Source organism: Mycobacterium seoulense, from assembly GCF_010731595.1.
GTDB classification, from domain to species: Bacteria; Actinomycetota; Actinomycetes; order Mycobacteriales; family Mycobacteriaceae; genus Mycobacterium; species Mycobacterium seoulense.
Genome location: NZ_AP022582.1, coordinates 5,357,302 through 5,372,341 on the forward strand (window position 1 = coordinate 5,357,302; position 15,040 = coordinate 5,372,341).

The 15,040-nt window shown below is 67.9% G+C and carries 12 protein-coding genes and 1 pseudogene; 6 read left to right on the plus strand and 7 right to left on the minus strand.

The features are described 5' to 3' along the window. Window positions 1-16 precede the first annotated feature (16 nt). Entirely contained in the window at window positions 17-1,246 is a 1,230-nt protein-coding gene (locus G6N37_RS24995; RefSeq protein WP_163684113.1) for an NADP-dependent isocitrate dehydrogenase, read from the plus strand. On the opposite strand, the gene G6N37_RS25000 is transcribed toward G6N37_RS24995, so the two are convergent. Continuing rightward, the gene (locus tag G6N37_RS25000) at window positions 1,239-2,036 is read right to left on the minus strand and encodes an alpha/beta fold hydrolase (protein WP_167527444.1); all 798 of its coding nucleotides are present in this window, start codon (window positions 2,034-2,036) and stop codon (window positions 1,239-1,241) included. The two genes, G6N37_RS24995 and G6N37_RS25000, sit on opposite strands and share 8 nt — an antisense overlap. A gap of 212 nt (window positions 2,037-2,248) precedes the next feature. Between G6N37_RS25000 and trpS the strand changes: the two genes are divergently transcribed. Further along, window positions 2,249-3,268 carry a tryptophan--tRNA ligase gene (gene trpS / locus G6N37_RS25005; RefSeq protein ID WP_163684115.1) on the plus strand — a complete coding sequence of 340 codons (1,020 nt, stop codon included), beginning with the start codon at window positions 2,249-2,251 and terminating at the stop codon, window positions 3,266-3,268. Window positions 3,269-3,276: 8 nt separating this feature from the next. Then, entirely contained in the window at window positions 3,277-4,305 is a 1,029-nt protein-coding gene (gene yhjD, locus G6N37_RS25010) for an inner membrane protein YhjD (protein WP_163684117.1), read from the plus strand. Here yhjD and nagA read toward each other — a convergent pair. Next, window positions 4,286-5,422 carry an N-acetylglucosamine-6-phosphate deacetylase gene (nagA, locus tag G6N37_RS25015; RefSeq protein WP_163684119.1) on the minus strand — a complete coding sequence of 379 codons (1,137 nt, stop codon included), beginning with the start codon at window positions 5,420-5,422 and terminating at the stop codon, window positions 4,286-4,288. The genes yhjD and nagA overlap by 20 nt on opposite strands. After that, window positions 5,413-6,762, minus strand: a complete 1,350-nt coding sequence (locus G6N37_RS25020) for a sugar porter family MFS transporter (protein WP_163684121.1) — start codon at window positions 6,760-6,762, stop codon at window positions 5,413-5,415. The genes nagA and G6N37_RS25020 overlap by 10 nt, the downstream gene beginning before the upstream one ends. A gap of 111 nt (window positions 6,763-6,873) precedes the next feature. Between G6N37_RS25020 and G6N37_RS25025 the strand changes: the two genes are divergently transcribed. Then, complete coding sequence (locus tag G6N37_RS25025) at window positions 6,874-8,184, plus strand: MFS transporter (RefSeq protein ID WP_163684123.1); 1,311 nt, start codon at window positions 6,874-6,876, stop codon at window positions 8,182-8,184. On the opposite strand, the gene G6N37_RS25030 is transcribed toward G6N37_RS25025, so the two are convergent. The 4 genes from G6N37_RS25030 to G6N37_RS25045 all read right to left on the minus strand — a co-directional run bounded on the left by G6N37_RS25030 (window position 8,181) and on the right by G6N37_RS25045 (window position 13,290). Continuing rightward, window positions 8,181-11,084, minus strand: coding sequence for an MMPL/RND family transporter (locus G6N37_RS25030; protein ID WP_163684125.1), 2,904 nt, complete (start codon window positions 11,082-11,084; stop codon window positions 8,181-8,183). The two genes, G6N37_RS25025 and G6N37_RS25030, sit on opposite strands and share 4 nt — an antisense overlap. Continuing rightward, window positions 11,081-11,518: an MmpS family transport accessory protein gene (locus G6N37_RS25035; RefSeq protein ID WP_163684127.1), complete on the minus strand. Its 438-nt coding sequence runs from the start codon at window positions 11,516-11,518 to the stop codon at window positions 11,081-11,083. Before G6N37_RS25035 ends, G6N37_RS25030 begins: the two co-directional genes overlap by 4 nt. 162 nt (window positions 11,519-11,680) lie before the next feature. Beyond that, a complete protein-coding gene (locus G6N37_RS25040; protein WP_163684129.1) occupies window positions 11,681-12,010 on the minus strand; it encodes a PH domain-containing protein in 330 nt (109 codons plus the stop codon). A gap of 32 nt (window positions 12,011-12,042) precedes the next feature. Continuing rightward, window positions 12,043-13,290 carry a D-alanyl-D-alanine carboxypeptidase family protein gene (locus G6N37_RS25045; protein ID WP_163684131.1) on the minus strand — a complete coding sequence of 416 codons (1,248 nt, stop codon included), beginning with the start codon at window positions 13,288-13,290 and terminating at the stop codon, window positions 12,043-12,045. A 192-nt stretch (window positions 13,291-13,482) separates the two neighbouring features. Here G6N37_RS25045 and G6N37_RS25050 point away from each other — a divergent pair, with 192 nt between their 5' ends. After that, window positions 13,483-13,719: a hypothetical protein gene (locus tag G6N37_RS25050; RefSeq protein ID WP_174813982.1), complete on the plus strand. Its 237-nt coding sequence runs from the start codon at window positions 13,483-13,485 to the stop codon at window positions 13,717-13,719. 95 nt (window positions 13,720-13,814) lie between these two features. Beyond that, window positions 13,815-15,020, plus strand: a pseudogene (locus tag G6N37_RS25055) (MFS transporter); the annotation flags it as partial. Window positions 15,021-15,040 lie beyond the last annotated feature (20 nt).

Consider the following 15,040-nt stretch of genomic DNA (forward strand, 5'->3'; position numbering starts at 1 on the left):
GAAAGTCGGACTCGACATGTCAGGCGAACACAAGATCAAAGTCAAGGGGCCCGTAGTCGAGCTCGACGGTGACGAGATGACCCGCGTCATCTGGAAGTTCATCAAGGACCTGCTGATCCTGCCGCATCTCGACGTCAACCTGGACTACTACGACCTCGGCATCGAAAACCGCGATCGCACCAACGACCAGGTGACGATCGACGCCGCCTACGCCATCAAGAGGCATGGCGTCGGCGTCAAGTGCGCCACCATCACTCCCGACGAGGCCCGCGTCTCCGAATTCAACCTGAAGAAGATGTGGCTGTCGCCCAACGGCACGATCCGGAACATCCTGGGCGGCACCATCTTCCGCGAGCCGATCGTGATCTCCAACGTGCCGCGCCTGGTGCCGGGCTGGACCAAGCCGATCGTCATCGGACGGCACGCCTTCGGCGACCAGTACCGGGCGACGAACTTCAAGGTGGACAAGCCGGGCACCGTCTCGATCACCTTCACGCCGTCGGATGGCAGCGCGCCGATGGTGCACGAGGTGGTGACCATCCCCTCCGACGGCGGCGTCGTGATGGGGATGTACAACTTCAAGGAATCCGTCCGCGACTTCGCGCGCGCCTCGCTGGCCTACGGCCTGAACGCCAGGTGGCCGGTGTATCTGTCCACCAAGAACACCATCCTCAAGGCCTACGACGGCATGTTCAAAGACGAGTTCCAGCGCATCTACGAGGAGGAATTCAAGGACAAGTTCGAGGCCGAGGGCCTGACCTACGAGCACCGGCTGATCGACGACATGGTCGCCGCCTGCCTCAAGTGGGAGGGCGGCTACGTGTGGGCCTGCAAGAACTACGACGGGGACGTCCAGTCCGACCTCGTCGCGCAGGGCTACGGGTCGCTCGGGTTGATGACGTCGGTGCTGATGACCGCCGACGGCAAGACGGTCGAGGCCGAAGCCGCGCACGGAACCGTCACCCGGCATTTCCGGCAGTACCAGGCCGGCAAGCCGACCTCGACCAACCCGATCGCCTCGATCTTCGCCTGGACGCGTGGGCTGCAGCACCGCGGCAAGCTGGACAACACGCCGGAGGTGATCGAGTTCGCGCAGACCCTGGAGGACGTGGTCGTGGCGACGGTCGAGAGCGGCAAGATGACCAAGGACCTCGCCATCCTCATCGGCCCCGACCAGGAGTGGCAGCAGAGCGAGGAGTTCCTCAACTCGATCGCCGAGAACCTGGAAAAGAAACTGGCTAACTAGCCGAGGGGTTGGCGCCCCGGCTCGCCGGGCTGCACTCCGCGAGGAACTCGGTGATCACCCGGGTGACGCGCTCGGGCGCCTCGAACATCGGGATGTGCCCCACGCCGTCGAGCTTGGTGACCTGGTGGTCGTCGGGCAGATGCGTGGTGAAATGCCGGCTGAACCTGGGCGCGGGCACGATCCGGTCCTTTTCGCAGATCACCAGGTGCGCCGGGACGGCGTTGTCGGCCAGCTCGCGCAGGCCGTGCAGCAGCAGCGACTTGACCAGCAGCTGGAAGTAGGCCGGGCAGTGCGCGACGTCGTCGATGCAGCCGAGCAGTTGCTCGTCGGTGACCCCGTCCGGCGTCGCGCTGATCGCGTAGGTGGCCAGGTGCCGGCTGAACGGCAGGCGCATCACCTTCGGGCCGAACAGCCAGGCCAGCACCAGCAGCGGGATGCCCAGGACGAATTTGGCGATCACCTCGAACTTGGCCGGGCTCCAGCGTGTCCACCCGCCGGCCGGGGCGATGCCCATCACGCTGCGCGCCCGTCCGCGCCGCTCGAGTTCGAACGCGACCCAGCCGCCCAGCGAGTTGCCCACGATGTGCGCGGTGTCCCAGCCCAGCTCGTCGAGTTGGTGCTCCACGTGGTCGGCCAGCACCCCCGAGGACAGGAACCAGGTGCCCGCCGGCGGCCCGCCGTTGTGGCCGGCCATCGTCGGGGCGAAGACCTCGTACCGCCCGGTGTCGGCCAGCCGCCGGGCGACGTCCTCCCAGACCGCCTGCGACAGCAGGAACGGGTGCAGCAACAGCACCGGCTCCCCCGAGCCGAGGTGGATCGGTGGCCGGGTCCCCGTGTTGCTGTTGGTCCGCTTGCTCCCCATACCGCCGACATTAAAGGCGGTACCGCCGGTACCGCAAGCGAGGTGCGGCGCGGGCGCCCGGCCGGCCGGGCATCCGAGGGCGAGCGCCCGGCTGGCCGGGGACTCGGCGGAAGCGGGTCGCGTGAAAAGATCGGGGCATCATGAGCACCGCTACCGGATCCCGCCGGATCTTCTCCGGCGTGCAGCCCACCTCCGATTCGCTCCACCTCGGGAACGCGTTGGGTGCCATCACCCAGTGGGTGGCGCTGCAGGACGACCACGACCCCTTCTTCTGCGTGGTCGACCTGCACGCCATCACCATCCCCCAGGACCCCGAGGCGCTGCGCCGCCGGACCCTGGTCACCGCCGCCCAATACCTGGCGCTGGGCATCGACCCCGCCCGCAGCACCATCTTCGTGCAGAGCCACGTGCCCGCCCACTCCCAGCTGGCCTGGGTGCTGGGCTGCTTCACCGGCTTCGGGCAGGCCTCGCGGATGACGCAGTTCAAAGACAAGTCGGCCCGCCAGGGCGGCGACTCCACCACCGTGGGCCTGTTCACCTATCCGGTGTTGCAGGCCGCCGACGTCCTGGCCTACGACGCCGAGCTGGTGCCGGTGGGCGAGGACCAGCGCCAGCACCTCGAGCTGGCGCGCGACGTGGCGCAGCGGTTCAACAGCCGGTTTCCCGACACGTTCGTGGTGCCCGACCTCCTCATCCCGAAGGTCACCGCCAAGATCTACGACTTGCAGGATCCGACGTCGAAGATGAGCAAATCGGCGGCCACCGATGCCGGGTTGATCAACCTGCTCGACGAACCGGCCGCGTCGGCCAAGAAGATCCGCTCGGCGGTCACCGACAGCGAGCGCGAGATCCGCTTCGACACCGACGCCAAGCCGGGCGTGTCCAACCTGCTGACCATCCAGTCCGCGGTCACCGGCGTCGGCATCGACAAGCTCGTCGAAGGTTACGCAGGGCGGGGTTACGGCGACCTGAAGAAGGAGACGGCCGAGGCGGTCGTCGAGTTCGTCAGCCCGATCAAGGCCCGCGTCGACGAATTGTTGGCCGACCCGGCCGAGTTGGAGGGGATACTCGCGGCCGGAGCGCAGCGGGCCGAGGATGTCGCCGGCAAGACCGTCCGGCGGGTCTACGATCGGCTGGGTTTCCTTCCGCAACGGGGATGAGTCACACCATGGGCGAGCCGGCCAAGGCGGGCATCCTCGACCGGCTGCGGGACCGGCACCGGTGGCTCGACCACGTCATCCGCGCCTACCAGCGCTTCGACGAACGCAACGGCGGGTTCTTCGCCGCCGCACTCACCTATTACACGATCTTCGCGCTATTCCCTTTGCTGATGGTCGGTTTCGCGGCCTTCGGGTTCGTCCTCGTCCGCCGGCCGGAACTGCTGAAAACGATCGACGAGCACATCCGGTCCCAGGTGACCGGCGCCCTGGGGGATCAGCTGCTGCACTTGATCAACTCGGCGATCGCCGCGCGGGCGTCGGTGGGCATCATCGGCCTGGCCACCGCGCTGTGGGCGGGCCTGGGCTGGATATCGCACTTGCGCCAGGCGCTGACGGAGATGTGGTGGGACGAGCGCATCGAGTCGCCGGGCTTTGCGCGCAACAAGCTCTCCGACCTGCTGGCCTTGATGGGGACGTTCGCGGTGACCATGGCCACCGTCGGTCTCACCACCCTCAGCCATGATGCGCCCCTCGCCGCGGCGCTGAAATGGCTTGGGGTGCCTGAGCTTTCGGTGCTGGACTGGCTCTTCGGGCTGCTGGCGATCGTCATCTCGACGGCGGTGTCGTGGTTGTTGTTCGCCTGGATGATCGCCCGGCTGCCACGCGAGAAGGTCAGCGTGGCCGATTCGGCGCGGGCCGCGCTGATGGCGGCGATCGGGTTCGAAGCGTTCAAACAGGTCGGCTCGATCTATCTGCGGGTGGTGCTGCGCAGCCCCGCCGGCGCCACCTTCGGCCCGGTGCTGGGTCTGATGGTGTTCGCCTACATCACCGCGTATCTCGTGCTCTTCTGCACGGCGTGGGCGGCGACGGCATCCGGTCGCCCACGCACCCGCCACATCCCGCCTCCCGCGCCGGCGATCATCGCGCCCCGCGTGCAACTGGACGAGGGGATCGGCACGCGGCAGACGTTGACCGCGATGGCGATGGGGGCGCTCGGGGCGCTGGCGCTGTCCCGCGTCACCCGGTGGCTGCGCTAGCCGCCCCCCGCCAGCGGCCGGCCACCATGACCGCGGCCACCCGCAGATTGCCGTCCAGCACAACGAGATTCGCGTCGTACCCGGTGCACAGGCCGCCCACCCGCTCGAGGCCCAGCGCCCGCGCCGGCGTCGCCGAGGTGGTCTGCGCCGCGACGGCCAGGCCCGCCTGGGCGTGCACGGTGCGAAAGATGCGGTCCATGGTGGCGGTGCTGCCCGCGATCGTCGGCGTCCCGCGCACCCGCGCCACACCGGACACGACGTCGACGGTGACCGCGCCGAGGCGAAACGCCCCGTCGTCGCGGCCGGCCGCGGCGATGGCGTCGGTGATCATCGCGACCCGCTCGGGCCCGGCGGCCTCGATCACCGCGCGCACGACGGCCGGGTGCACGTGCACGCCGTCGGCGATGACCTCCACGGTGACGCCAGGGTGGCGCAGCAGGGCGAGCGCCGGCCCGGGCTCGCGATGATGCAGCGGCGGCATGGCGTTGAACAAGTGGGTGCCGACCGTGGCGCCCAGCGCGACGGCGTGCTCGGTCTGCTCGTAGGTGGCGTCCGTATGCCCCACCGCCACAACGACTCCGGCGTCACGAAAACGCCGGATCGCATCGTCGGCCCCGGGCAGCTCGGGGGCCAGGGTGACCATCCGGATCGTGCCGGCGCCCGCGTCGAGTAGGGCGTCGATTTCGGCGGGGTCCGGGTCGCGCATCTGGGCGGGGTCGTGCGCGCCGCAGCGGGCCCGGCTCAGCCACGGCCCCTCCAGGTGGACACCCGCGACGACGCCTCGCCGGGTTGCGTCGGCGAGCGCGCGCACCCCGGCGAGCAACTCGGCGGGCGGGGCGGTCACCAAACTGGCGAGCGTCGTCGTGGTGCCGTGCCGCAGCCCGAATTCCGCCGCCGCGGTGATCCCGTCGGCGTCGGTGTAGGACGCCCCGCCGCCGCCGTGCACGTGCATGTCGACGAAGCCGGGCACCACCGTGCCGTCGGGAAAGTCGGCGTCGACCGGGCGGGGCGGAGCGCCCCCGCCGCAGGCCAGGATCCGCCCCCCGGCCGTTTCCAGCCAGCCCGGCCGGCGGACCTGCCCGTCGAGCACCATGGTGCCCGCGGCGATCACTGGCACGGGCCATCCCAGCGGCCGCCGTTTTCCCAGAAGTGCCGGATCTCCTCCAGCTGGCGTCCCTTGGTCTCCGGCGCGTACCGGTAGACGACGACGAGCGCGACCACCGCCAGGGACGCGAACACCGCGAAAGTGCCCGCGCCCCCCAGGGAATGCAGCATGGTGAGGAACACGGCGGCGACGATCGCGTTGGCCACCAGGTTCGACGTGAGCATCGTGCTCGACCCGATGGACCGTAGCCGGGACGGGAAGCTCTCGCTGGCGTACACCCAGCCCAGCGAGCCGAACCCCATGGTGTAGCCGATGATGAACAGCAGTATGCCGGCGAAGCCGAGGAATGCGCCGCCGAGGCCCCGCCCGAACACGGCCATCAGCACGACGTCGGCGGCGACCATCATGGCGATGCCGGACAACAGGATTGGGCGCCGGCCCACCCGGTCGACGAGCAGCAGCGACGCGCCCACGGCCGCGAGGCCGGCGACCTGGACCAGGGCGGGCAGGCCCAGCAACGCGAAATTGCCCGTGAAGCCCATGGCCGCGAATATCCGTGGGCTGTAGTAGATGATCGCGTTGATGCCGGTGATCTGGATCAGGAAACCGAGCGTGATCACGAAGGCGGTGGCCCGCGAATACGGGGGGCGCAGCATCTCCGACCAGCCGCCGCTACCTTCGCTCAGGGCGTGGCCGATCTCGGCCAGCTCCTCGTCGACCCGGGCGGTGGGCTCGACGCGCAGCAGCGCTCGGCGGGCCTCGTCGTACCGGCCCTTCAGGACGTACCACCGTGCCGTGTCGGGCGCTCGAACCAGCATGGGCAGCAACAGCATTGCGGGCACGGTGGCCAGTCCCAGCATCCAGCGCCAGCTGTGGGTGCCGGCCAGCAGGTAGCCGGTCAGATAGCCGACGATGAGTCCGCTGACGATGGCCAGTTGGTAGGCCGTCAGCAGCGAGCCGCGCACCGCCGTCGGGGCCGACTCCGCCACATATACCGGGACGACCACCACGGCCACCCCGAGGGTCAAGCCCAGCAGGAACCGGGCTGCCAACAGCATCGGTAGCGACACCGCGAGCGCGCCGAGCAGCGCGAACGCCGCGTAGGCGACCAGAAGCAGCACCACCGACTTCTTGCGGCCGATCGCGTTGGCCAGCACGCCCGCACCGAGTGCTCCGGCGATCTGCCCGAGCACCACCATCGTCGTCAGCAGCTCCTGTTGCCGCGTCGAGAGGCCGAAGTCCTCGGTGACGTACAGCTGCGCGCCGGCGATGATGGACAGGTCGTAGCCGTAGATGACGCCCACGCTGGCGGCGGTCAGCCCGACCAGCAATCCCCGCCGGTCGTTGGTCATCTGGGTGAGTTTAGTGGGGACTTGTCCCCCAATCGGGGGACCCGCAATTCCACCCGCAGTAGCCGATCGGCGGATGTTTCCCACTCTTCACCGGATCTAAATTCATTTGTTATGTCCGTCACGGTGATGCCCCCCTCGGCGCAGAGGAACTCGTTCGGGCGACTGCTGTCGCAGGGCACGCTCTACACGGCGGGGATGCAACTCAGCAATTGCGCCGTCGTCCTGCCCATCATCTGCACGCACCAGGGCATCAGCTGGGCGGCCGGCCTGATCTTTCCGGCGTACGGAATGGGCGCGATCACGGGAAACTCGATCTCGCCGGCGGTCCTGCAGCGATCGGGCCGGATGCGCCACCTGTTGCTGGCGGCGATCGGGGCGACGGCGGCGGCCATGGTCCTGCTTGACGCTTTGATTCCCTGGACGGGCAGGTTGACCGCCGCCGTGTTCCTGCTGACCTGCGTGGTCAGCGGGGTCGTCGTCGGGATCGGCTGCGTCGCCTACCCGGACATGGTGTCCAACAAGCTGTCGGCATCGCGGCGGGGCGAACTGTTGCTGGTCCAGGGGGCCATCGGGTCGGTGCTGGCCACCGGCGTCACGCTGCTGGTGGTGCCGATGCTGGCCCATGGCAACGAAATGGCATTTCGCCGCGACCTGCTGTGGCTGGGCGCGGCGGGGCTGGTCGCGTCCGCCGTCGCGGCGCTGTTCGTCGGCCCGATGCGGTCCGCGTCGGTCGCCACCCGGATGTCGGTGCGCGACACCTACCGCCAGGGCTTCGTGGTCGCCAGGTCCCAGCCGTGGTTCCGCCGGTACGTGCTGACGTACCTGTTGTTCGCTCCGGTCAACCTCGGCACCTTCTTCTACACCCTGCGCGCCGCCCACCACCACGGCAGCCTGCACGTGCTGATCGTCCTTTCCAGCATCGGACTGGTTGCCGGTTCGACGCTGTGGCGCAAGGTGTTCCGCGTGTTCGGGGTGCGCGGCATGCTCTTCGGCAGCGCCCTGCTCAGCGTCACGGCCGTCGTGCTGTGCCTCGCCGCGGAGTCGAGCGGCCAGTGGTCCCACGCGTGGGCGTACGGCACGGCGTTCTTCCTGGCGACGGTGGGAGCCCAGGCCATCTTCCCCTCGGCGGTCTCGTGGATCAGCGTCCTCGCCGCCGAACAGCACCGCGGGACGCTGATCGGCTTCGCCACGACACTGTTCAACGTCGCATCCGCGGTGCTGGGAGCCGCCCTCGGCGCGATCGCGCAGATCCACACCACGGTCTGGCCCGACGTCATCCTGCTGATCCTGACTGTCGCCGCGGCCCTTGCCGCGCTGGGCGCGCCCGCGCCGGAGCGGCGGCGGGCGGTCAAGTGTCGCGTCGCAAGCCCGGACCGGTCCCTGCCGGCGATGTCGCCGTCGCTGAGCCTGCAGGCCGCCTAGGGCCGCACCGTCTCCGGCGATTTGTCGGCGGGCGTCAGCAACAGGGCACGCACCAGACGGCGGGCCGCATAAGGCCGAAGCATCTGACTGGCCGGGCGTGGGCGCACCCGTTGCGGCCACCAGAACCACCGGCCGAGCAGCGCGGCGATCGACGGCGTCAGGAACGAACGCACGATCAGGGTGTCGAACAGCAGGCCCAGGCCGATGGTGGTGCCGATCTGGCCGATGATGCGCAGATCGCTGAACACGAACAGGGACATGGTGACGGCGAACACCAGGCCGGCGGCGGTCACCACACCCCCGGTGCCGGCCATCGCCCGGATGATTCCCGTGTTCAGGCCGGCGCCGATCTCCTCTTTGAGGCGGGAGATCAGCAACAGGTTGTAGTCCGATCCCACGGCCAACAGCAGGATCATCGACATCGCCAACACCAGCCAGTACAGGTCGATGCCGAGGATGTCCTGCCAGAGCAGGACGGACAGGCCGAAGGAAGAGCCCAATGACAGCAGGACCGTCCCGACGATGACGGCGGCGGCGATCACGCTTCGGGTGACGACCATCATGATGATCAAGATGAGACTGATCGCCGCCACCCCGGCGATCAACAGGTCGTACACGGCGCCCTCTTGGATGTCCCGGTACGTCGAAGCGGTGCCGCCCATCGAGATCTCAGCGCCCTGCAAAGGAGTTCCCTTGATGGCCTCCTTGGCCGCCAGCTGAATCGGCTCGACGCGAGAAATCCCCTGCGTCGTCGACGGATCTCCCTCCATCCCGATGATGAAGCGGGCCGCCTTGCCATCCGGGGACAGGAACATCTTCAGGCCGCGCTGGAAATCGGGATTGTCGAAGGCCGACTGCGGCAGGTAGAACGAGTCGTCCACCTGGGCGGCGTCAAAGACCCGGCCCATGGCGCCGGGGTCTTTGCTGTTCATCTCCTGCTCCTTGTAGAAGGACAACAGGGTGCCGTGCCAGACCACCAGCATGTCGCGCATGATCGTCATCGTCGAAATCATCGGCAGCATTTGCGCCCGCATCTCGGGCAGGAGCCGGGTGAGGACGTCCAGATCCTTGACCAGGCCCTCCAACTTCTGGCTCAGCTGATCGACGTTGTCGAACGTGTCGAACACCGACCGGATGGCCCAGCACGCCGGGATGTCGTAGCAATGCCTTTCCCAGTAGAAATAGCTGCCGATCGGCCGGAGGAAATCCGAGAGGTCCGCGAGGTGATCCCTGATGGTGTCGGTGGTGTTCGACATGTCGTGGGTGAGGTGGTCCATGTCGACGGTGTTGTCGACGATCTGACCCATCAGGTCATACATGTGCTTCATGGTTTCGATGGACACGGTCATGGCCTGCTGCTGCACCACCATGTCGTCCAACCGGTCCTTCATGAATTGCATGTTCTCCGCATTCGAGACGCCCTGCATGCTCATGATGAACGGGATCGAGGTGTGTTTGAGCGACGTTCCCAGGGGACGGGTTATCGATTTCACCTGAGCGATTCCGGGGCTGTGAAAGATATATTTCGCGACCTTGTCGAGCACCAGCATGTCGACCGGGGTGCGCATATCGTGATCGGTCTCGAGCAACAGCACATCGGGGTTCAGCAGCGCCTGCGAGAAGTGGCGACCGGCGGCCCTGTCCCCGACCAGGGACGGCATGCTGGCCGGCATGAACCCGCGCAGATCGTAGGTCGTCCGGTAGCTCGGCAGCGCCAGCAACCCGATGAACGCCACCGCGCAGGTCGCCGCGAGCACCGGGCCGGGCCAGCGAACGATTGCGGTGCCCACCCGGCGCCACCGCCGGGTGGCCATCCTGCGCCTGGGGTCGAAGAACCCGAAGAAGCTGGCGACGGTGAGCACCGCCGGCCCGAGGGTGAGCGCGGCCAGCACCGCGACCAACATGCCCACCGCGCAGGGCGGCCCGAGCGACTTGAAGTACGGCAACCGGGCGAAGCTGAGGCAGTACATGGCGCCGGCGATGGTCAGCCCGGAGCCCAAGATCACGTGCGCGGTCCCGTGAAACATGGCGAAGAACGCGGCTTCTCGATCGTTGCCCGCGTAGCGCGCCTCGTGGTAGCGGCCGAGCATGAAGATCGCGTAGTCCGTGCTGGCGGCGATGGCCAGCAGCGTGAGCAGGTTGACCGCGAAGGTCGAAAGGCCGAAAACGTTGTGGGAAACCAGAAGACTGACCACCCCGCGAATCGCCCCCAGCTCGATACCGACCATGGCGAGGACAAGGATCGTGGTGACCACGGACCGGTAGATGAAGAGCAACATCGCCGCGATCACCACACCGGTGATCAGGGTGACCCGCGCGATGCTCTTGTCGCCGGCCTCCGACTGATCGGCGATCATCGCCGTCATGCCGGTCACATACGCCCTGAGCCCGCGTGGCGCCGGCGTGGTGTCCACGATGTGCCGCACGGCGTAGACCGAATTGTATGCCGCCGTCTCGCTTTTGCCGGCGAGGTACACCACGACGTAGGCGGCCTTGTCGTCGGGGCTTTGCGATCCGCCCGCGGTCAGGGGATCACTCCAGAAGTCCTGGATGTGCGCGACATGCTTGGTGTCGGCCGAAAGGCGTTGCAACAGTTCGTTATAGAAGCGGTGGGCGTCGTCGCCGAGCGGCTTGCTGCCTTCCAGCACTATCGTGGCCACGTTGTCGGAGCCGGACTCGCCGAACACCTCGCCCACGCGCTTGAGCGCCTGAATCGAAGCGCCGCCCGCGGGGCTCATGGAAACCGAGTGCGCTTTGCCGACGGTTTCCAGCTGCGGGATAGCGATATTGAGGACGGCGGTGAGTCCCAGCCACAACAGGGCGATCGGCACCGCAAACCGGCGGATCTGCCGTGGAAAAGGCGGGGGCCGAAAGGCCGGAGCGGTGGTTGTTTCGCTCATCCGGCGTTGACCTGGCAGAAGGTCAGCGCTTTCGGCCCGGTCTCGGACCGCTCGTCCTTCGTTGCGCCGTTCACCTTGATGCGGCAGCCGATCTCGCCGCCGTTGCTTTGCGCCAACAGGTTGACGGTGACCGATGTCAGCGTCGTCGTCAGCGTTTCCGACCACGGCAGGGGAATGTCTTCCAGACGTTGCACGCGCGCGTCGGGATCCAGATAGGCGATCCTTGCGGTCGCGGCGGGGCCGAAGACCTCATAGGTGACCCGTTTCGGGTCGAACAATGGATCGTCGAGATCGGCTTTGACCCTGACAACGGGATGTCCGTGAACGCCGAACATGCTATGGAGACGATAGATACCGAAACTCGCGACACCGGCAATGGCGATGACGGCCAGCAGCAACCACATTCGCTTCACGGCTCTGGTAACCGAATTCATTTTTACCCTCGCGCTTTGCCCCGCGTCGCAATTTCTTGTCTCGTGCGATAGCGACGTAGACGCTACCGGCGAGGGAGCGCAGCATCGTGGGTTTTCAGCTAATCGTTATATGGCCTTTTCGAAAAGGCCGGGGTGGCGGTAGACCGAACCGCCGGGAACCCGTCAGGTGTTCGTCACCCGCTCCCGCAGCAGCTGGATGACCCGATCGGGGTCGTCGGGGCTGATGCACGGCCGCACGCGGCGGCCGAGCTCGAGCACCAGCAGCGTTCGCTTGCGGGGACGCCGGATGTCCAGTGGGAACCAGTAGCGGGGGTCGCCCGCTCCCCAGATCCTGCCCTTGCCGGAGTTCCAGGTCATCTGCTCGGCCTTGACGCCCCGGATCTGGCTGTATCGGATCCGCTTCGGGTTGGCCAACGGGAAGTAGTACCGCCGGATGGTGATTCCGTCTTCGTCGAACCGGAGGCCGGAGTCCTCGTACAAGGCTTCAGTCATCCGCACGACGGTGTCACGGCAAACTTCTGCGGTCAACGGTGGTGATGTTGGGGGCGGTGGTTCATCGACCTCGCCACCATGATCAATGCGAACACGATGAGGGCGCCGATGACGGCGACGCCCACCCGCACCGGCAACGCATCGGCCGACGGCAGCAGGCCGGCGGCCTGAGCGCCGTTGCCCTGTCGATCGGCGGCGCTGTCGCGTTTGGCGGGGGCCAGCGATGGGTCGGGCTCGATCAGATTGCCGATCTGCGTGCCCTGCGGCGTGCTGAACCCGTAGTCCAGCAGGTGCGCCGCCTGCTCCCACGGGGCGATCGGCTGCCGCGTCCCGTGCAGCAGCACCGCCATCAGGCGCCGCCCGTTGTGGTTGGCCGCGCCGACGAAGGTTTGGCCGGCGTCGTCGGTGTAACCGGTCTTGCCGCCCAGGGCGCCCGGGTACTTGTAGAGCAGCTGGTTGTCGTTTTCCAGCTCGTAGCCGGGGTGGTCGCCGTGGCCGGGGAAGTCGAACGTCCGCGTCGCCACGATGTCGGCGAAAGTCGGGTTCTGCCAGGCGTAGCGGTAGAACAGGCCGATGTCGTAGGCCGACGTGCTCATGCCGGGCCCGTCCAGCCCGGACGGCGTCGCCACCCGGGTGTCCTTGCCGCCGAGCTTGGCGGCCAGCACGTTGATCTTCTCCACCGCCTGCTGCATGCCGCCGAGTTGCATGGCCAGCGCATGCGCGGCGTCGTTGCCGGAGTGCATCAGCAGGCCGTGCAGCAGTTGGTTGACGGTGAACACGCCGCCCTCTTCGACGCCGACCTTGGTGCCCTCGGCTGCCGCGTCGTCGGCCGTTCCGGGAACCGACTTGTTCAGGTTCAGCGCGTTGATGGACGCCATCGCGACGAGCACCTTGATGATGCTGGCGGGGCGGTGACGGCCGTGCGGGTCCTTGGCCGCGATCACCGCGCCGCTGTCCAAGTCCGCCACCAACCACGCGTCGGCGGAGACGTCGGTCGGCAGCGCCGGCGTATCGGGGGCGGCGACGATGCCGCAGCCGCCCAGCGCATCGCCGCCGACCGGCTTGGCGGGCACCGCGAGCGGTATCGGCGGGTCGCCGGCCTGGGGAACCTCCGAGGAATCCACCGCGGGCGGGGTGTTCACCTTGAAGGGGCAGTTCGCGGGGGCGGCGTTGGGTTCGGCGCCGGGCTCGGCGCTCGCGATCGGCGCGGCGAATGCCACCGGAGCGGCCGTCAGGAAAAGGGCCGCTGCCAGGCATGATGCGGAACGTAAGAAGTCCATTGCTTGTGCAGACTAGGCGATCGCGGGCCCGATCCGAGGGAGCCGCGCTGTGACTGGTGGGGCGCAAGTTGCGATTTGATCGGCGCGCGGTGGTCGCGTCCAGCCCCTACACTGGCGGCTATTCCAAACGGTGGGTTGTGGTCTCGGCTGCGGGGGTCCCGCGATGGTGGCGGCGCGCCCGAGCGGCGCCCGCTGAAACACCTGATCAAGCAGGTCGAAAAGGCGACGCAGGTTCGCCGCTCGGGGCTCGACCGGGTGTTGACCGAGTTGAAGGCGCATCGTGACGCCACACCCGACGCCGACCTGCGCTCCGCGCTCGCCTGGCTGTGCAACGCCGTAACGCGGTTCGAGAACGAGCCGACCGCTCAGCGGGGCCGGGAGATGTCGTTGGCCGCCTACGAGGTGAATCGGATCCTCGCGACCAACTGAGCCCCGAGGTCCACCGATCGGGGGACACGCGATTCGTCCGCCAGTGTCCGATCGGGGGATAGTTTTGCCTGTTCAGCGCCCATAGCCTCGGTGTCATGGCCGTATCAGTCGAAGGGGCCGTGGCGCAGACAAACCCGTTCCCGCGCCTGCCTTCCCAGGGCGCGTTCTACACGGCCGGGATGCAGTTCAGCAATGGCGCCGTGGTGCTGCCGTTCATCTGCGCACACCTGGGTCTCACGTGGCTGGCCGCGCTGCTGTTTCCGGCCTACGGCCTGGGCTCCATCGTCGGAAATTCGGTGTCGCCTGCGGTGCTGCGGCGAGTCGGCCAGATGCGGCACCTGCTGCTGGCGGCGATGGCGGCGAGCGCGGCCGCGCTGATCTTGTGTGACGCGCTGATCGCCTGGAACGGCCTGCTCGCGGCGGCGGTATTTCTGCTGACGAGCGCCGGGGGCGGAGTCATCGTCGCGGTATCCAATATCGCCTGCCCCGACACGACCTCCGGCAAGCTGTCCGCGTTGAAGCTGCTGCTGGTCCAGGGGACCATCGCTTCGGTGGTGGCCACCATCGCCGCGCTGTTCGTCGTGCCGGGGCTGGCCACCGGCGACAAGATGGTGTTGCACCGCGATCTGCTGTGTCTCGGCGCATTCGGACTGGCTGCCTCCGGCTTCGCGGCCCTGTTCATCGGCCCGGCGCGGTCCACGTCAATCACGCCACGGATGTCCGTCCGTGACACCTGCAGGCAGGGCTTCGGAGTCGCCCGCACCCAGCCGTGGTTTCGCCGGTATGTGATCACGTGCCTGTTGTTCGCCCCGCTCACCCTGGGCACGACCTTCTACGCGCTGCGCACCGCACACCAGAGCGGCACTCTGCATGTGCTGGTGTTCCTGTCCAGCACCGGACTGGTCATCGGGTCCGCGCTGTGGCGCAAGATCCACCAGCTATTCGGGGTGCGGGGCATGCTGCTGGGCAGTGCCCTGCTCAGCGCCGCCGCCGGCGCGCTCTGCATCGCGGCCGAGTCGTGCGGCCAGTGGTCGCACATGTGGGCCTACGGCACCGTGTTCCTACTGGCGACGGTGGCCGCCCTGGCGGTCTTCGCCGCGGCGATCTCGTGGGTCGGCATGGTCGCGGCCGAACCCCACCGCGGCACGCTGATCGGCTTTTGTTCGACGCTGCTTGCCATCGAGACCACGGCACTGGGAGGCGCCCTCGGCGGCATCGCACAGAACCACTCCACGATCTGGCCGGTCGCCGTCGTCCTGATCCTGGCCGTCGCCGCCGCCGTCGCGGCACTGGGCGCGCCCGCGTCGCCGCCGCGGCGTGC